17 protein-coding genes and 1 pseudogene are annotated in these 17294 nt (G+C 66.5%); 8 read left to right on the top strand and 10 right to left on the bottom strand.

Going from position 1 to position 17294, the window contains the following annotated elements; translation table 11 throughout:
• Positions 1–76: 76 nt before the first annotated feature.
• Positions 77–484 carry a MerR family transcriptional regulator gene (locus IFT51_RS12615; RefSeq protein WP_192061422.1) on the bottom strand — a complete coding sequence of 136 codons (408 nt, stop codon included), beginning with the start codon at positions 482–484 and terminating at the stop codon, positions 77–79.
• Positions 485–573: 89 nt separating this feature from the next.
• Between IFT51_RS12615 and IFT51_RS12610 the strand changes: the two genes are divergently transcribed.
• Positions 574–1557, top strand: a complete 984-nt coding sequence (locus IFT51_RS12610) for an aldo/keto reductase (RefSeq protein ID WP_192061421.1) — start codon at positions 574–576, stop codon at positions 1555–1557.
• A 106-nt stretch (positions 1558–1663) separates the two neighbouring features.
• On the opposite strand, the gene IFT51_RS12605 is transcribed toward IFT51_RS12610, so the two are convergent.
• Positions 1664–3103: a serine hydrolase domain-containing protein gene (locus IFT51_RS12605; protein WP_197982032.1), complete on the bottom strand. Its 1440-nt coding sequence runs from the start codon at positions 3101–3103 to the stop codon at positions 1664–1666.
• 185 nt (positions 3104–3288) lie between these two features.
• Here IFT51_RS12605 and IFT51_RS12600 point away from each other — a divergent pair, with 185 nt between their 5' ends.
• Both IFT51_RS12600 and IFT51_RS12595 read left to right on the top strand, forming a co-directional pair.
• Positions 3289–4653: a sensor domain-containing protein gene (locus IFT51_RS12600; RefSeq protein ID WP_192061420.1), complete on the top strand. Its 1365-nt coding sequence runs from the start codon at positions 3289–3291 to the stop codon at positions 4651–4653.
• A 26-nt stretch (positions 4654–4679) separates the two neighbouring features.
• A complete protein-coding gene (locus IFT51_RS12595) occupies positions 4680–5357 on the top strand; it encodes a response regulator (protein WP_192061419.1) in 678 nt (225 codons plus the stop codon).
• A gap of 59 nt (positions 5358–5416) precedes the next feature.
• Here IFT51_RS12595 and IFT51_RS12590 read toward each other — a convergent pair whose 3' ends face one another.
• Positions 5417–6328 carry a MerR family transcriptional regulator gene (locus tag IFT51_RS12590; RefSeq protein WP_192061418.1) on the bottom strand — a complete coding sequence of 304 codons (912 nt, stop codon included), beginning with the start codon at positions 6326–6328 and terminating at the stop codon, positions 5417–5419.
• 273 nt (positions 6329–6601) lie between these two features.
• Between IFT51_RS12590 and IFT51_RS12585 the strand changes: the two genes are divergently transcribed.
• Positions 6602–6757, top strand: a complete 156-nt coding sequence (locus IFT51_RS12585) for a hypothetical protein (protein WP_192061417.1) — start codon at positions 6602–6604, stop codon at positions 6755–6757.
• 116 nt (positions 6758–6873) lie between these two features.
• Complete coding sequence (locus tag IFT51_RS12580; RefSeq protein WP_192061416.1) at positions 6874–7725, top strand: hypothetical protein; 852 nt, start codon at positions 6874–6876, stop codon at positions 7723–7725.
• Between the two features lie 191 nt (positions 7726–7916).
• Here the strand turns inward: IFT51_RS12580 and IFT51_RS12575 are convergent, their stop codons facing one another.
• Positions 7917–8318, bottom strand: coding sequence for a hypothetical protein (locus IFT51_RS12575; protein ID WP_146856381.1), 402 nt, complete (start codon positions 8316–8318; stop codon positions 7917–7919).
• A gap of 98 nt (positions 8319–8416) precedes the next feature.
• Here IFT51_RS12575 and IFT51_RS12570 point away from each other — a divergent pair, with 98 nt between their 5' ends.
• Together IFT51_RS12570 and IFT51_RS12565 are read left to right on the top strand one after the other, a co-directional pair.
• Positions 8417–8680 (top strand): hypothetical protein, encoded by a 264-nt coding sequence (locus tag IFT51_RS12570; RefSeq protein WP_192061415.1) that lies wholly within the window; start codon positions 8417–8419, stop codon positions 8678–8680.
• Positions 8681–9253: 573 nt separating this feature from the next.
• Positions 9254–10033: pseudogene (locus IFT51_RS12565) on the top strand (alpha/beta fold hydrolase); the annotation flags it as partial.
• A 404-nt stretch (positions 10034–10437) separates the two neighbouring features.
• Here IFT51_RS12565 and fumC read toward each other — a convergent pair.
• The 6 genes from fumC to IFT51_RS12535 all read right to left on the bottom strand — a co-directional run bounded on the left by fumC (position 10438) and on the right by IFT51_RS12535 (position 16155).
• Positions 10438–11889 carry a class II fumarate hydratase gene (gene fumC / locus IFT51_RS12560; RefSeq protein WP_371740791.1) on the bottom strand — a complete coding sequence of 484 codons (1452 nt, stop codon included), beginning with the start codon at positions 11887–11889 and terminating at the stop codon, positions 10438–10440.
• Positions 11886–13535 (bottom strand): NAD-dependent malic enzyme, encoded by a 1650-nt coding sequence (locus tag IFT51_RS12555; RefSeq protein ID WP_192061413.1) that lies wholly within the window; start codon positions 13533–13535, stop codon positions 11886–11888. Before IFT51_RS12555 ends, fumC begins: the two co-directional genes overlap by 4 nt.
• A 47-nt stretch (positions 13536–13582) precedes the next feature.
• On the bottom strand, positions 13583–13963 hold the full coding sequence (locus IFT51_RS12550) for a nuclear transport factor 2 family protein (RefSeq protein WP_192061412.1): 381 nt from the start codon (positions 13961–13963) through the stop codon (positions 13583–13585).
• Positions 13960–14805 carry a polysaccharide deacetylase family protein gene (locus IFT51_RS12545; protein WP_197982031.1) on the bottom strand — a complete coding sequence of 282 codons (846 nt, stop codon included), beginning with the start codon at positions 14803–14805 and terminating at the stop codon, positions 13960–13962. The genes IFT51_RS12550 and IFT51_RS12545 overlap by 4 nt, the downstream gene beginning before the upstream one ends.
• 76 nt (positions 14806–14881) lie before the next feature.
• On the bottom strand, positions 14882–15466 hold the full coding sequence (locus IFT51_RS12540) for an ester cyclase (RefSeq protein ID WP_192061410.1): 585 nt from the start codon (positions 15464–15466) through the stop codon (positions 14882–14884).
• Positions 15463–16155, bottom strand: coding sequence for an SDR family oxidoreductase (locus tag IFT51_RS12535; RefSeq protein ID WP_197982030.1), 693 nt, complete (start codon positions 16153–16155; stop codon positions 15463–15465). The genes IFT51_RS12540 and IFT51_RS12535 overlap by 4 nt, the downstream gene beginning before the upstream one ends.
• Positions 16156–16292: 137 nt before the next feature.
• Here IFT51_RS12535 and IFT51_RS12530 point away from each other — a divergent pair, with 137 nt between their 5' ends.
• Positions 16293–17165 carry a LysR family transcriptional regulator gene (locus IFT51_RS12530; RefSeq protein WP_192061409.1) on the top strand — a complete coding sequence of 291 codons (873 nt, stop codon included), beginning with the start codon at positions 16293–16295 and terminating at the stop codon, positions 17163–17165.
• Positions 17166–17294 lie beyond the last annotated feature (129 nt).

Raw genomic sequence — 17294 nt, 5'->3', positions numbered from 1 at the left:
CCGCGAACACCGCTACGACCTTGGGCTCTCCAGGCGACGAGGCGGTCCGCTAGCCGATGGTCGACCGGGCAGAAGGTCATTCCACCGAACGGGCGCCGGTCGCGGCGATGGTCTCGCGGTACGCGTCGATCTTTCGTTCCAGCGCGGCGAGATGCCGCTGCACCTCCGCCTGCCGAGCGAGGACGGTCGCATGGTGCTGCTCGAGGAGCGCGAGCCGTGCGGCATCGTCAGCGCCTTCTCTGTACGCGGCCGCGTACTCGCGCATCTCCTGCACGTTCATTCCGGTCCCGCGGAGCATCACTGTCCCGGCGAGCCAGCTGAGCGTCGCCGTGTCATACCGTCGCCACCCATCCTGCCCACGCTCAGGAGCCGGCGCGATCCCTTCCTTCTCGTAGTAGCGGATCGTGTCGACCGTGATGCCGAGCAGTTCCGCCGCGGCGCTGATCGTGACCGGCTCGTCGACGTGGACCTCGGGAAGCAACATGGGTTGAGTCTCCCACTTGACATGGTGTGCACACCAGGGTGAAGGGTCGTCATCGTCCGGGTCATCCCGGCGACGAACGGAGAACGCGCATGCAGAAGGTCCCTCTCGGCTCCCAAGGCCTCGTCACGTCCGCACTCGGGCTCGGATGCATGGGCATGAGCGCCTTCTACGGTGGTGCGACCGAAGCCGGCTCCGTCGCGACTATCCGTCGCGCGCTCGACCTCGGGATCACCCTCTTCGACACCGCGGAGGCGTACGGGCCGTTCGAAAACGAGAGGCTCCTTGGCCAGGTGCTCGGCTCCGTTCGAGAGAGCGTCGTCGTCGCGTCGAAGTTCGCCACCGACTTCGCCGACGACGGCCAGCCGATCGGTCTCGACGGCTCCCCAGAGCACGCACGACGGGCCATCGACCGGTCCCTCAGGCACCTCGGCACCGACCATGTCGACCTCTGGTACCTCCACCGGGCAGACCCGAACGTCCCGATCGAGGACACCGTCGGCGCGATGGCTGAAGCCGTGACCGCCGGCAAGGCCCGCTACATCGGCGTCTCCGAGACGTCAGCCGAGACCCTGCGCCGGGCGCACGCGACGTTCCCTATCACGGCGATCCAGTCCGAGTACAGCCTCTTCGAGCGCGACGCCGAGCACAACGGCGTCCTCGACACCGCTTCAGAGCTCGGGATCGGGTTCGTGCCCTTCTCGCCGCTCGGCCGCGGGTTCCTCTCCGGCACCGTCACCCGCCAGGACGACCTCCCCGCAGGCGACGCCCGGCGGAACCTGCCCCGGTTTTCCGACGCGGCGATCGATGCGAACCTCCGCGTCGTCGACGCCCTCAAGGTCATCGCTGACGAAAAAGGCGTCACGACGGCGCAGCTCGCACTCGCGTGGCTGGTTCAGGCCGGCACCGTCCCGATCCCCGGGACCACGAAGCCGTCCCGGGTCGAGGAGAACGCCGCCGCTGTCGACGTCGTCCTTACGACTCGCGATCTCGAACGCATCGCAGCGGCCTTTCCTCACGGCGTGGCCATCGGCACCCGCAACACCGAAGCAGGAATGGCCCGCGACCGCGGCTGACCGAACAGAACACCCCCAGCACCAGCAGGTGCAGCGGGGCGACGCTCGCGTCCGATAGCCGATCGCCATCCGGACAGACGCACGAAGGCGGACCCCGCGAGGTGCGTCACTGAGCCGGTTCTTCCGGTGCCGGCTCGTCGAACATGGCGCAGATCGCCGCGATCACGAGGTCCCGGTTCGCGGCCGCAGCTTCCTCGGTCTTGATGCCGAAGTTGGAAGACGTCAGGACCGCGACGCTCCGCTCGCCATCGGCGTCGGTGTAGATCTCGCTGGAGTAGCCGGGGAGGCCGCCCGTGTGTCCCCATACGGTGCCGCAGGCGGAATCCATCTGGATCAGGCCGAGGCCGTACTTACCCCCGACGCCGTCGGGGACGACGGTGCGCATGCGCTCCATCTGCGCGGCGGGGAGCAGCTGCCCGCTGTTCAATGCGGTGAGGAACGTCTGCCAGTCCTCGGCGGTGGAGACCATGGCTCCAGCGGCCCAGGTGTAGCTGGGGTCGATGCCGGTGGTGTCGACGTGGTCATCGGGACGGGCGTCGCCCGCGAAGCCGAAGCCCTCGGGGAGCTCGATGACAGGGGCCAGGATCGCGGCGAGCTGGGCCGCCGCGGGCTCGTACCCGCGTGCGTGATCCTCCCCCGCCTCCCAGTCGGCGGAGTGCGCGAGGCGAGTATCCGTCATGCCGAGGGGCTCTGTGATGCGGGTCGCGATGAGGTCGTCCAACGGCATGCCGGTGGCCTCCTCGAGCACGAGGCCTAGGGCCTCGTAGTTGGCATTGCTGTAGGAGGAGACGGGGTCACCACTCGGGGCGGGGTCCTGTGACGGGGTGATCGCGATGAGCTCCTCAGGGCTCCACGAGCGGATCTCCTGCCCGGCGAGGGAAGGCAGGAACTCGGGCGTGAGGATGAAGTCCGCGAGTCCGCTGGTGTGATCCAGGAGCTGCGCGATCGTGATGTCACCGCCGCCCGGGACGACACCGGGCAGCCAGGACTCCACCGTGTCCTCGAGCGTGATCGTGCCCTCCGCGACCTGCTGGAGCACGAGGGTCGCGGTGACGGTCTTCGTGTTGGACCCGACCCGGAAGCGGTCGGTCGGCGCGAGGATATGGTCGGCCTCCGTCCACTGGATCTGTCGGGCCAAGGCGACAGGGGCACCCGTTCCCCGGTCGATACGGACGATGACGCCTGTGCCGCCGGTATCGGCGGCGGACTGAGCGAGCTCACCCAGCTGCTGCTCGGTCGGCGCGGTCGCGGCGACGGGTGCCGCCGGTATATGGCTGGCGGAGCATCCGGAAATGGCGGTGCCGATGCCGAGCAGGACGGCGATGGTCGCTGCGGGGACCGCGAGCGAGGATCGGGATCGCTTCGCGGTAGGGCTGGACGTTTGGGTGGACATGGTGGTCTCCTCGTGCGGGCTCCAGGCCCGGATCGTGCGTCGGGAGGGACTCTCCGACGTCTGTTCCCAGGCTCGCCGAGGCTGTGGGATCGCGGCACCGAGGCAGCAGGACGGCGGGGTAGGGGTGTCCCTACCGGTGAGGAGGGCCAGCACCGTCGCCGTGCGATTCCTGCCTGCCTAGCGTCGTGATCGAGGGCAGACGCCCTCCCCACGACAGACATCAGGACGGATCACCCCATGGACAGCCTCAGCTCACGCCGAGCTACCTGGTCGACCGCCACCGCGCCGGCGACCGGCGCGTGAGCGCGTCCGCCGCCTCGTTGCCGGAGGATGCAGGGGTGCCCGCTCCCGATCGATCGCCCGCAGTCGCCTACCTCCAGCGGTGGCGCGCGCTCCCCCGCGAAACCGGCTACCTCCTCCCCCTCCTCCCGCTGGTCATCGTTGGCTCCCTGCTCATATGGGCCGGCCTCGCTACCGGGGTCGGGCTCGCGATCCTGTGGATCGGCGTGCCGCTCCTGGCCGCGACGCTCCTCCTGGCCCGCCGCCTCGGCGGATGGGAGCTGCGCCGTCTCGCCGCCGCCGGGGTGCCGACCGTCGCCGCTCCCGACTGGGCCGCGCGGCGCGTCCACGGACGCGCATGGCGACGATGGCTCGGCGTCATCGCCGATGGGCGCACCTGGAGCTCCTGGCTGCACGCCGCCCTCGTCCAGCTCCTCCTCGGCGCCCTCACCTGGACGATCGGCGTCGTCTGGATCGGTGTCGCCATCGGCGGTCCCACCTACTGGGCCTGGGGACAGCTCCTGCCCCACGGCGACGGCGAGCTCTGGCTTCACACCGTCGTCCTCAGCCTGATTCCGGGATACGCGCCAGCCTTGACGCGGCACGGTCTGTTCGCCGGGGAGAGCGCCTTCTACGCCACGGTCGGCGCCCTCTTCCTCCTCACCCTCCCGATCGTGATCCACATCCTCGTGCTCGCCCACGCCGGTACCGCCCGCCTGATGCTCGGCGAGAGCCGCACCGACATCCTCCGCCGCGACGCCACCGCCGCCGAGGCATCACGCGTCTCCGCCATCGTCGCCGAGGACGGGCTCCTCCGCCGGCTTGAACGCGACCTCCACGACGGACCCCAGCAGAGCCTCCTCCGCATCCAGTTCGACCTCGCCAGCACCCTCCGAGCGCTCAACCCCGAGGACACCCGGCTCCGGCACCTGCTCGAGAGCTCCCTCACGCTCAGCAAGGCCACCCTGCAAGAGCTCCGCGACCTGTCCCAAGGACTCGCCCCGCCTCTACTGCAGGACCGCGGCCTCGAGTCGGCACTCCGCACCCTCGCCGCCCGCAGCGCCGTGCCCGTGACGACCGATCTTCGCATCGACGCCGAGCACCCCGCCGTCGCCGAGGTGGAGAGGAGCGTCTACTACGTCGTGTCCGAGCTGCTCGCCAACATCGCCAAGCACTCCGGAGCCGCCACCGCATCGGTCCAGGTGCGGACGGTGCGCTCCAGTCGCACCGCCCACCTCACGGTCAAGGTCGTCGACGACGGCCACGGCGGCGCCGAGACCGTCGCCGGACACGGGCTCGCCGGCATCCGGGAGCGGATCGACGGCCTGCGCGGGACCATGACGGTCACCAGTCCCGTGGGCGGGCCGACCGTCGTCACCGTCGCCCTGCCGCTGCGGGCAGTGACGGGCCGGGAGCACTCGTGACCCCGACCCCGCCCTACGCTGACCCCGTGCACGCCACCGAAGAACCACACCCGCCGACCACCCGCGTGGTCCTGGCCGACGACTCCCTCCTCCTCCGCGAAGGCCTCGCCCGGCTGTTCGCCGAGGCCGGGTACGACGTGGTGGACACCTACTCCGACGCCGACTCCCTCATCCGCGCGCTCGACGCGACGCGCCCCGACCTGGCGGTTCTCGACATCCGCATGCCTCCGACGTTCCGTGACGAGGGCGTGCGCGCCGGCATCGTCATCAAGCGGACGCACCCGCGCGTCGGGGTGCTCCTGCTCAGCCAGTACGCGGAACCCGAGTACGCCGCCGACCTCCTCGGCACCGGCGCGCACGGCGTCGGCTACCTGGTCAAGGACCGCATCGCCTCGCTCGACGAGCTCCGCGACGCCGTGGAGCGCATCACCACGGGCGGCACCGTGATCGACGAGGCCATCGTCCGCGACCTCATCGCCCGCCGACACGACCCGCTCACGTCCCTCACGGCACGGGAGGTGGACATCCTCACCCTCATGGCCGAGGGCCGCGCCAACCGCGCGATCGCCGCGTCCCTGTTCCTCTCCGTCGCCACGGTCGAGAAGCACACCACCTCGATCTTCGCCAAGCTGGGCCTCGAGGACACCGGTACCACCCACCGGCGCGTACTCGCCGTGCTGACGTGGCTCGACCAGTCCACCTGACCGCGCGGCTCACCGTCGGGGTCCCGATGGCCTGCGGGGCACCCTGGGCACCGGGCACCTCACGCGTCAGTGACGGGTGGCCGCATCCGAACCGGCGGGAAGGCGTCGAAGACGCTGACGGGCGCAGTGCCGTCGAGCAGGGAACCGCCGCGGACGACCTGACGCGAGGTGGCCTGGATCGCGGTGAGGCCGTGCTGCTGACGGTGGTGCTCGAAGGCGAGCAGGTGCAGGTACCCGAGAGCCGCTTCGTCGACAGGGCCGACGCTGCCCGGTTGTGCGGCAGAGAACGTGATCTCGAGGCGCCGCGGCAAGGTGCCTACGGTCGGGATCACCTCCCGGCCCGTACGCGACAGGACGCGATCTCGTATCGCGTCGTGGGTACGCGGGTCCAGCGGCATCGGTGCAGGCCGGGCGATGAGCATCCGCCCACTGCCGCCCCGGGTGGCGTCCGGCACCGCGGTCCAGACCATGTCCGAAGGAGGCGCGCCCACGTCGGCCAGCGCTTCGGCGAAGGCGCGGTCGATGGCCGGCACGTCGACCGCGAGCCCGCTGAACATCTCGAGTCGGCCTTCGAGGTCGCCGGGAACGCCCAGGTCGATCACGACGCCGATCCAGTCGAGCGGCGGAACCAGGTCGTGGTGGGCGACAAGGTCATCGGGATCGAACGCGGCGATCCTCTCCGCCACATCGAGGTGGAAATCCTCCATGAGACGCTCCATCGCGACCGTCTGTCGCCGGGCTTCGAAGTCGAAGTCCTCGGCTCCTGCAAGCTCCGCCACCGGCACCCGAGCTCGCCGGAGCAGGTCGAGGGATATGCCGTGCCGCACCTGGGCGCGATCGTAGGCGCGGTACGCGGTGGCGGGATCCACCCGTGTCGGCGACAGGATCCCCCGCTCCCCGTACAAGCGCAATGCCTTCGGCGTCAGCCCGGTGAGCACCTCAAACTCGCCGGTGGTGATCTCCTCGTTCATCGGTCCCTCCCTCATCTGCGACGGATCGTCGTGAGTCGAGCATGGACGTCGCCCCTGGGGCGAGGTCAAGCCGCAGGCTCGGCACCGCAGCCCGCAGGCGCGGTCTCGGGTACCGACGTGGCTGGTGAACCGACGGATGACAGCAGGTCACGACGATGACCTGGCTCAACCTGTCCGACTGCGGATCGGCTATCGGAACGACCGATCGAACACGTTGTGTGCATGCACATACGCGCCGCCTAACCTGTGTCACTCAGCGTCGAGAGGAACACCATGTCAGCACCGCGCCCGTCACGGAAGAACTGGTACGCCGTCCTGTTCTTCAACACTGCAGCTGTCGTCGGCACGACCATCGACACCGTTTTCAACTTGTGGGGATCGGCGCGCGTGCACGGCAGCGCGACGCCTCCCCGACGCAAGCCACGCTGAACCATCGACACGGATACGCCACACCGGACGAGCCATACCTAGAGCAAAGAGACCCGCTGACCGATCCCCTTATGGGACGCGCTACCGTCTAGACGGCGATCCGGAATCATTGCGTCATGGCTAAATCGTTTCCTGCCGTCTTCAACCCGATCGCCTCCGAGATCCGGCTTGTGCACGCGCGGCTCAATCGGGCTGACGAGCACGTGCGGATGTTCCAAGAAACGTGGGACGAGTACCTAAGCACCCGGCCTCACAAGCTCCAGCACACCCCTGAAAGCGATGGGACGTTGACGGTGCGGCTGCACCGAACGAGCCCGCTCCCCGTCGAGTTGTCGGTGACCTTCGGGGAGCTGCTCTACGAGCTGCGCGCAGCACTTGACAACTGCCTCTACGCGATCGCGGTGCTTGTCTCGGGAGAGAACCCACCACCCAGCGCGGGGAGGCTGGAATGGCCAATCCGCGAAACGCCGGCAGAGTGGAAAAGCCAGGCCGGTAGGTACCGCAACCTGCCGCCGGTGATTACGGAAGCGCTCGAGAAGGTGCAGCCTTACCAGGCCCAGCTACCGGGGTGGAACAGTCTGGCGATCCTGCACGAGCTCGCGCGGGTGGACCGGCACCGATCGATGCACGGTCTAGGGCTGTACCTCTCTCAGCTGCGCATGAAGGCCGACCTTCGCTACATCGAAGTCCTCGATCAGGGGCGGCCAGGCATCATTGGTGATGGTGACCCGATCGTGAGCCTGCACCTAGCCGAGGGTTTCATCCTTGCTCCCGACAATTTCGATCTGAGGGTCGAGTTCGATGTCGACGTGACGAACGTGACAGAGAGCGTCGGCCCCTCGGGACAGCCCGGCCGCCCTTGGGGCTCGCTCGACAAGCGCCTGCGCACCCTCGTCCTGGTGACGCGGCAGTACACGACGGAACTCCTTGAAATCGCCGCGGATCACGTTCTTGGACGAACGCCATAGGCCATATCAGCCAGTAGAGAACCCCACTTAGGAAGGCGCCGATGGCGGCCAGCGGTAACACCGCCTTGTCGTCACACACACGCCGCACCACTCACCGGATACGGCCGGAGTGGATCCGGGGGCGTCCGATAGCCGATCGGCTATCGGGCACCCTGCGGGAGTCACCCACGTCCGTCAAGCCCTGAGCTTGCCTATGTGCAGCGGGGATCGTCTCCACCGGTGACGCAAGGCACGTAGTCGGACATAAGCCCTTGGCCACCGCCGATAATGCTCGTCAGTTGCCCCTCAAGGAGGAGGAGCACAACGACCTCGCCGACGACTATGGCAAGGGCCACGACCGAGAGAACCCGTAGACCGGGCCAGTTCGACGCAGAAGCGAGCAGGGTGGCTGTCAGAAGCGCGAGGACGGACACTGCGAGAACGACGTCATAAGCGATGACCTGCATGAACGTCCACGGATCGCTACCGCCGATGAGCTGGAAATTCGAGGCCCAGATACCGAAGAGCGTCAGTATCCCGGCGAGACCCAGGATGAAAGCGGTCTGGGCCACCAGAGCCAGCTGCCGCAAGCGCATCTCGACGGTCGTGTCCATGGACAGAGACTAGGACGCGGTCGTCAAGATCACCAGATGCCGATCGTCTATCGGGACGCTGTTTGAGGCCGCATCACGGCATGGGGCATGCTCGTCCCATGAGCAATGAAGAAGGACCACCGCAAGCTCGCCCTGTCGATGCAACTGCACTGACTGAGCGCGCGACGCCGTGGCTGCCGGCGAGATCCGTTCTCTTCAATCTTGTCTTGATCTTCGTCGGCGGTGGGTTCTTCCGGTTCCTCATCGACCGCGTCCAAGCGCCCATGTGGGTGGCTCTCGTGGCCTACGCCGGCATCTTCACGGTGGGATCACTCACCATTCGCTTCATTCGAAACGCCCGAGCTGAGCGCAGTCGCAAGTGACGTCGATGGCTAAGCGACGCGATCCGGAGAGCGATCGGTCACCGACCAACGGCGGGGGCTAGCCACTCCCCCGCAGCTACGGGGCGCCGGCTGTCTCAACAGGTCAGTCCGAAACTGATCTCGGTGAGCGATCCCCTATCGGACAGTCAGAAGCGATCGTTTATGGCGATGAGAAGCATGTTCATTCATAAACCTATTTGAGCAGTAATGTTTATTGTGTCAGTACAGGCAGAACCCCTCCCCCGACGGTTCTCATAGACACCGTAATGAATCCTCGTCGGCGGTGGCCTCATACTGCCGACAACTAGATGGCACATTCGGCGGAGCCAGCCGCTTAGGAGTCGCTCCAGATTGTGATTTATTTTTTTATCGGACGAGTATGAAAGTCAATGTGACCGATCCGCGCCCCTCTGCTTCCGTTCTCAAGGCGACCAGCGGGCAAGCAATGCGAAGGTTCGAGCCGCATGCCGACCTTGCGCAAACCCCGAATGCTCAACTGGAGTACATCGACGAGGGACCGGCTAACGGTCCTGTTCTCATGCTCGTACACGGGTCCCTGACGGGCCGGCGACGTGGGAGCGTGTCATGGCGTTGCTTCCCGACGATATTCGCGTCATCCGGCCGTCGCTTCGAGGAGTGGGCAATTCGATTGCTTCAGACGGAGCACAATCCGGCCAGATCGCTGCTCTTGCGAGCGACCTTCTAGAACTTCTCGACGTACTGTCGATTGAGGAGGCAGTGCTCGTGGGGCATGACTGGGGTGCGCGGGCTGCACATGCAGCGGCAGCTATCGCTCCAGGACGAATTCGTGGTCTGGTCACCCTCGCCACTGCCTACGGACCTCGATCGACTCTGACTCAGAGCGAAGCGCTCGATGATGCTGCGGTCGCTTGGTACCGCTATTGGTTATGCACGGATGTCGGAGCATCGTCGTTCGCCGCCGACCCTCGCGCGCTCATCAGTTGGGCGTGGGGTCACTGGTCGGCTCCTGGCGTCATAACCCCTCACGAACGGGAAATGCTTCTGCCGCTCCTCGACAACAGACAGTTCGTTGAGACCGTCATTCACTATTACCGACACGGCGCCACCGAAGCAATCGGGTCAGCCGTTTATGCGGACTTGCAGGCCCAGCTTGATCAATGGCCCGACATCAACGTTCCCACAATCTTCCTCGTCGGAGCCAATGACGGATGCGAGACAGTCCCTGCCGCTCACGCGTCAGAGACGTCGTTCCCGGCAGGAATTGAGATCAAGGTACTGAATAACGTCGGCCACTTTGTCCAGCGTGAAGCCCCTCAAGCTGTCGCGGACGCCATTTCATTTTTCCTTTGGCGAGACCTGCGATCGGTCTAACAGCAATGCAGCGTGCTCCGAGTAGCGTCTCGCGTCGTGCCCAGCACCACTTGATCGCCCACTTTGGCCGGCGCGCTTCTCGCAAAGCAGTTGATTCGTTCGAATGACGCATTAGCCCTTTGTGCGAAGCGGTACGTCATTGGGGTCAGGACTTGCGCTCCGACTCACGTGCGGATGATTTGACTTCATTAGTTCTTGCCAAACGAAGACGCGATCCTGCTGGATTCCGTGGCGCGGAGCGTCGTCACACTGACAGCAGCATTCCTGCCCTGGCCCTCCGCCGGGCCGAGAGACGACGCAATCAGGCACGCGCGTCACGCCTCCCTCACGGCGACGGTGGAAGACCGTGACCGCATCTTCCGATTCCATGCACAGCCGCCAGCTCAAGTGGGGCTCGACGCGCCCTAAGCGCCGCCATATCCCGAGCCGACCATTGAAGTCGGTAGCACGATGGAATCGAAGGTCGCACCGTCCACGTAGCCGGAGTTGATCGCCGCCTCTCGGAGCGTTAGGCCCCTTCTAAGTGCTTCCTCGGCGATGTGAGCTGCGTTCTGGTAGCCAATCGTTGGGCTGAGAGCCGTCACGAGCATGAGGCTCCGGTCGACGTATCCGTGGATTGTCTCGCGATCAAGGTCGGTGCCGTCGACCGAGAACTGGCGGAACTTTTCCATACCGTCGGCGAGCACGCGTGCTGAGTGGAGGAACGCGTCGATAATCACTGGGCGCATGGCGTTCAGCTGGAAGTTGCCCTGAGACCCCGCAAAGGCCACGGCGGTGTCGGATCCGAGGACGTGGATCGCGATCATGACGATTGCTTCGCATTGTGTGGGGTTCACCTTCCCCGGCATGATCGAGGAGCCGGGCTCGTTGGCGGGGAGGTGAAGCTCGGCGAAGCCGGTGCGCGGGCCCGACGCCAGCCACCGCATGTCGTTTGCGATCTTCATCAACGCCACAGCGAGGCCTCGGAGCGCTGCGTGGGCGCGGACGATTGCGTCAAGCGATCCCTGAGCGGCGAACTTGTTCGGCGCCGTCACGAAGTCTTTGCCTGTGAGCTCTGCGATCCGGCGCGCGACATCGATGCTGAAGCCCTTTGGAGCGTTGAGCCCTGTGCCCACGGCAGTGCCGCCAATCGAGAGTTGCAGCAGACCTGCGCGGGCGTGATCGATCTCGGTCTCGCATTGATCGAGCTGCGCGGCCCACCCCGACCACTCCTGCTCGACGGTGAGCGGCACAGCGTCCTCGAGGTGGGTGCGGCCAATCTTGACCACGTCACTCCACCCCTTGGCCTTGTGCTCGATGGTGTCGCGGAGGTGTCGCAGTTGCGGGAGGAGTCGACTGTCGATGAGCTCCAGTGCTGCAATGTGCATCGCAGTGGGGAAAGTGTCGTTGCTGGACTGGCCCATGTTGACGTCGTCGTTGGGGCCGATCGGCCGCTGCGAGCCGAGTTGTCCGCCGAGCAGCTGGATTGCCCGGTTCGCGAGCACCTCGTTGACGTTCATGTTGCTCTGAGTGCCGGAGCCTGTCTGCCAGACGTAGAGGGGGTAGTGCTCGTCGAGGCGGCCGCTAATGGTCTCCTCGGCAGCGTGCACGATCGCGTCGACCTTCCAGCGGGGCAGGCGTCCAGCGTCGCCGTTCACCAAAGCGACAGCCTTTTTGACGACACCGTAGGCGTGGTAGACCTCCTTGGGCATCCGGTCATCGCCGATCGAGAAGTGCTCGAGGGAGCGTTGGGTCTGGGCTCCCCAGTAGCGGTTCGCCGGGACCTCCACAGTGCCCATGCTGTCGAACTCCTGCCGAGTGCCCTCGGCAGTGAGCCCGAGGGGCACGTCGTGCAGAGTCGGAACGCGGTCGTTCACGAGTGCGCGCCTCCGTCCGGGTACGTGGGCTGCCACATAGCGTGGCGGACGGCGCTGTCGAGGTCGTCGTGCTCGATTGTCGCAACGCCATCTTTGGTCGCGGCGTTCGCGACCGCGACGGCGACCAGCGCTGAGGATTCGCGGAGGTCGGCGACCTCGGGCAGGAGCGAAGCGCCCCGCTCGGAGACATCGACCTGGCCGGCGACGGCCTCGGCGGCCGCGAGCAGCATTGCGTCGGTGACGTGCTTCGCGCCTGAGACGATCGTGCCAAGACCAAGGCCGGGATAGAGCAGAGCGTTGTTGCCCTGACCTATCCGATAGCTGACCCCCTCGTACTCGACCGGGTCGACGGGGATGCCGGTCGCGATCAGGGCTTGTCCTTTTGACCACGGCACGGCATCCGAGGGCATCACCTCAATACGGCTCGTGGGGTTGGAGAGCGGGAGGAGGATCGGGCGATCCACTCCGGTAGCGAGGGCTTCCACGACGTCTTGCGTGAAGGCACCGTGCGCGGTGGAGGTGCCGATGAGAATCGTTGGACGGACACGGCGGACGACGGTGAGCAGATCGATCGGAGCGTCCCCCCACTCGGCAACTTCTCCCGCCTGTCGCGCGTAAGCCTGCTGGTAGTCGGGCAGATCCTCCATTGCGTCCGTCACGAGACCGTGACGGTCCACGAGCCACACTCGCGCGGCCGCTTCTTCGGCGCTGAGCCCGGCGCGTTGCATTGCGGAGGCAATCTGGTCCGCCATGCCCGTGCCAGCAGTTCCTGCCCCGAACACGACGAGGCGCTGATCAGCGAACGTCTCGCCGGTGACTTTGAGACCGGAGATGACCGCGGCCATGACGATCGCGCCGGTGCCCTGCATGTCGTCGTTGAAGACACGGAAGCGGTCGGCGTTCTCCGTGAGGATGCGTCGGGCGTTGGAGGGGCCGAAGTCCTCGAAGTGGAGAAGCGCCCGGGGGAACAGGCGCGCCGCGGTCGTCAGGTAGGCGTCGATGAAGTCGTTGTAGCGGTTCCCGCGGATGCGCTCGTGCCGGTTGCCGAGGTAGGCGTCGTCGTTGAGGAGTTTCTGGTTGTCGGTCCCGACGTCGAGATTCACGGCGATCACGCGTCGGGGGTTGATGCCGGCGGCGGCGGTATAGACGGCGAGCTTGCCGATGGCGATGTCGGTCCCGTTGACGCCCCAGTCGCCGATGCCGAGGATTTCCTCCGCGTCGGACGCAACGATGAGGTCCACGTCGTCCGATCCGAAGCCGAGGCTGTGGAAGGCCGCCTCGATTTCGTCGGGCAAGTCGATGGAGAGGTAGACGGCGCGGGAGCGCTCGTAGTCGTGCGACCACTGCTGGATCGCGTCGCCGATGGTGGGGTCGTACACGATCGGCAGCAGTTCGGCGAGGTGGTCGGTGAGGAGGCGGTAGTAGAGGATCTCGTTGCGGTCGTGCAGCGCATCGAGCCAGAGGTACTTCGCAAGGTCGGTGGGCTGACGGCGGAGCTGGGCATAGCTCCGGGCAGCCTGTTGGTCGAGAGTCTCAATGGATGCTGGAAGGCGACCAACGAGGCCGAGGGCGTGACGTTCCTCGGTAGTGAAGGCGGTGCCGCGATTGCGGGCCGCGTCGTGCAGGATCTTCTGGGCGGAGTCCATGGCGGTGTCTTTCTGGTGGGGGGCGGACGAGTCTGCTCGGCATTGGGTCATCCGAAGAACCGGTCCTTACCGGTGACGTCGGAGAGGTAGGTGTCGATCCGAACGATGCGGTCGTGGAGCGAAGTGACGACGGTTGCGAGGTGTTCATCGAGTGTGCGATCGCCCACCGTTGCCGTGTTCCGGAGGATGACGGCAGAGCCGGACGCTCCTGTGAGGGCGTGGAGCAGTTCGGTGTGCAGCCCATCCGCGGTGATGAAACGCGCTCGGGTGATCACTGCGTCGGAGCCTTCGGCGTCGCCGCTGAGACGTCCGGTACCCGGCATGCTCCAGACGCAGTCCTCGGAGAGCTGTGCACGCATGACCTGCCAGTCGCGGGCGATGAACGAGGTGATGAAGCGCTCGGCGGCGGATGCGACCGGCGCGCTCATGCGCTCCTCCCCGGGAGCCCGCTGACTGGTGCGGGGTCGCGGTCGACCCAGAGCGCCGCCTCCGGGTGATCGAGTGTCCAGCGAGCGATCTCGTCGCGTCGAGCCCACCAGACGTCCTCCCGCTCCCGCAGTCGGCTGAGCACCCGGTCGAGTGCTCTAACTCGGGAAGGGTGGCCTGAGATGCGGTCGTGGAGCCCGATCGTCATCATCCGGCGACGCGTGGCGCCTTCCTCGTAGAGCTGGTCGAATTCGTCGACGAGCTGCTGCTCGTAGTCGGACGGCGAGAAGCCGGGGAAGTCGAAGCTGGCGATGTCGTTGAGGTGCACGGAATAGGGGACGGTGGCGAAAGGGTCCCCGTTGATGAGCTGGAGGAACGGCTCATCGGTGGAGAGATCGTCGATGTGGTAGTCGAAGCCGTTCTCCTGCAGGATCTCGAGCGTGTTCACGCCTGGTCGGATCCAGTAGTTGTTGTAGCCGGTCGGTGTGGTGCCGGTGACCTCTTGAATCGCTTTGACTCCGTCGAGGATCCACTCGGTCTCGGCGTCCCTGTTGAGCTGGTATTGATGCTGCCAGCTGCGTCCGTGCGCTCCGGCTTCGTGTCCGCGTCTGACGATCTCGGCGGCTAGTTCAGGGTGCCGCCTGACGGTGTCGCCGATCATGAACGACGTCATGCGGATGTCGTGGCGGTCGAGGAGATCGAGAATGCGCGGCATTCCCTCGCGCGCGCCGTAGTCGTAGAAGGAGTTCTGTCCGAGGTCGGGGAAGCCGTCGATGACGGGCTCGGTGATGGGGCCGGGGGCGCCGGAGATTGGCTGGCCGCCAGCCTCGAACTGGGCCGACACCGTGACTGCGAGTCGAGCCCCGGAGGGCCAGAATTGCTGGGGATCTTTCATGATGATCGCCTTTCCGAGGCTGAGGTTAGGTGGTCGGTTTCGGCAGAAGGCCTGCCTGCTGCTGGAAGGTGAGGTTGTCCTCGAGGTGCCAGTCCTCGACGATCCGCCCGCTTGCGCCGATGTGCTGGATGTCGATTGCGCCAAACTTGATCGGCTGGCCCTGGCCCTGGACCCCCCCGGAGACGCCGGTGAAGTGGCCCGTGAAGGTGAGGCGCGCGGTGAAGGTGTCCCCCGTGACGTACAGGTCGTCGAGCGAGCACGCCAGGTCAGGCACCGCTGCGCGGAATTGCTCCGAGGCGGCGATCGGCCCTTCGGGTCCCTGGGGTCGCCCCTCGGGAAGGGTGCGGTCAAGGAAGGAGTCGTCGACAGCGAGCTCGAGCCAGGACGGGTCTCCTGTGTTCCAGAAAGCGTAGAGCTGCTGTGCGCGGAGGACGACGGGCCGGCTCGTCTCGACGCTTGAGTCCCCCAGATGCACGGTTCCGGGTTGCACGAGGCCGTCGTCGTGGCTTATCGCTGCGGCCGGGTCCTCGGTCGCGGCCGGGCTCGCGCACCCGGCGGAGGCGAGGAGCGCGGCGAGACCGAGGACAAGTAGGGGTGCGTGGCGGTTCATGCGAGCCGCCCGCCGCCGTCGACGTGCAGTGTCGTCCCTGTGACGAACGTGTTGTCCATCGCGAAGCGCACGGCGGAGACGATGTCGTTGACCGAGCCGATTCGGCGAGCAGGATTGTCCGCCGCCGTCTCGGAGAACATTTTCGACTTCTCCTGCTCGCCCAGCGTGTCCCAGGCGCCGGAGTCGATAATCCCGGGCGAGATCGCGACGGCGCGGACCGGGGCGAGCTCGACCGCCAGCGCCTCGACGAGGAAGGAGACCGCTCCGTTGGTCGTCGCCATCACCGCGAGCCCGGCCGACGGCTTCCAGGCTGCGACGCCGGAAAAGAGGAGGAAGCCGCCACCTGGCCGGATCGAGGGGGCGAGGTGCTTAGCGAGCAGGATCGGCCCGATCACCTTCGCGTCGAACGCCGTCACGATAGCGTCGCGCTTCAGCTCGTGGATCGGGCCGTTCGCGTGTGCCGCGGCGAATGACACGACGAAGTCGAGCGGTCCAAGATTGGCGGCCGCCGCGATGCTTGCCTCGTCGGCGAGGTCGATCCGGACGGACCGGAGCCGGTCGCCGGCTTCTCCGGCGTCGTCGCCAAGTGTCTCGGGGCGACGTCCACCGACGATCACCTCATCCCCCCTCGCGAGCAGCTCGCGCACGAGAGCGCGGGCGATGCCCGATCCCCCGCCGACGATGAGCACGCGGTTCTTCTTTTTGTTCACGGTGGTCTCCCTGTCGCGGAGCCGGTACGGCTCCCTCACTCGAGACAACCAAGGGACGGACATGCTGAATCCATAAACGACCATTGATTCTCGAAGGTTAGGCATAGAGTTTGTCTATGCCTAGCTTGCGAGCCCTTGAGGTGATGGTGGTGCTGGCCCGGGTCGGGTCGATCGGCGCAACTGCTCGTGCGCTGCATCTCTCGCAGCCTGCGGTTTCCCATCAGGTTGCGTCCCTCGAGCGCGAGGTCGGGGTGCCCCTGGTGGACCGGAACCCAACCGGCGCGACCCTCACCCGATACGGCCGCGCGCTTGTCGATCACGCCCGCCTGGCCGTCGACGCCGCCGAGCGCGCGGTGTCGGCCGCGCGGACGGCGGACGCGGAGCAACCAATCCGGCTCGCCGTCGCCGAGAGCTTCACCCTGCCCTTCCTCGTTCCTGTGGTCACCCGCTGGAACGCCGACGGACGCACGCCGCTGCAGCTCGTCGAGACGACCAGCGCCTCCGCTTCAATCGACGACCTGCGCGCCGGCCTTCTCGACCTCGTCGTCGTCCCGGGGCCGGCGACGCTGGACGGATTACACGTCGAGCGCCTGGGGATCGAAGAGATCGTCGTCGTCGGCCGGACCGTTGGAGAGGACTCGCCGGGCCGGATACCGATCGCGCTGCTCGGCGACGGGGCGGGCCTGATTGGGGTGGACCCGTCGAACGGCTACAGCTCCTGGCTAGCCGAACGTCTCGCCGGTGCCGGAGTACTTGTCGCCTACAACCTGCAGACCCGCTCCGTACAGCAAGCCGCAGCTCTGGCCTCAGCCGGTTTTGGCATCGCCCCCGTCCCGAGGAGCGCCCTCTCACCCGGAACGGTTGCCCTGGGACTGCAACCGCCGCTCGAACGCACCGTCCTGGCCATCACTCGAGTCTCATCAGACGAGTCCGTGACCGCTCTGGTCGAAGCCCTTCGCGCCAGAATTTCCTCGGCGACCCTTGCGTGAACCTCCGCGCGGGCAGCTCCGCCCGGAGTCAGTGGCTTTCGAAGCAATGCGCGATATTCACAGAGAGAGCCGCTTGACACGACCCGCGCCCGAGCATGCGAACGCGCCCGTTTCGTATTGGGCGACAGT

This window comes from Frigoribacterium sp. CFBP 13712 (genome assembly GCF_014842255.1).
Taxonomy (GTDB): domain Bacteria; phylum Actinomycetota; class Actinomycetes; order Actinomycetales; family Microbacteriaceae; genus Frigoribacterium.
The sequence above is the reverse complement of the archived record's forward strand: the minus strand, read 5'-3'. Positions and strand labels throughout refer to the sequence as shown.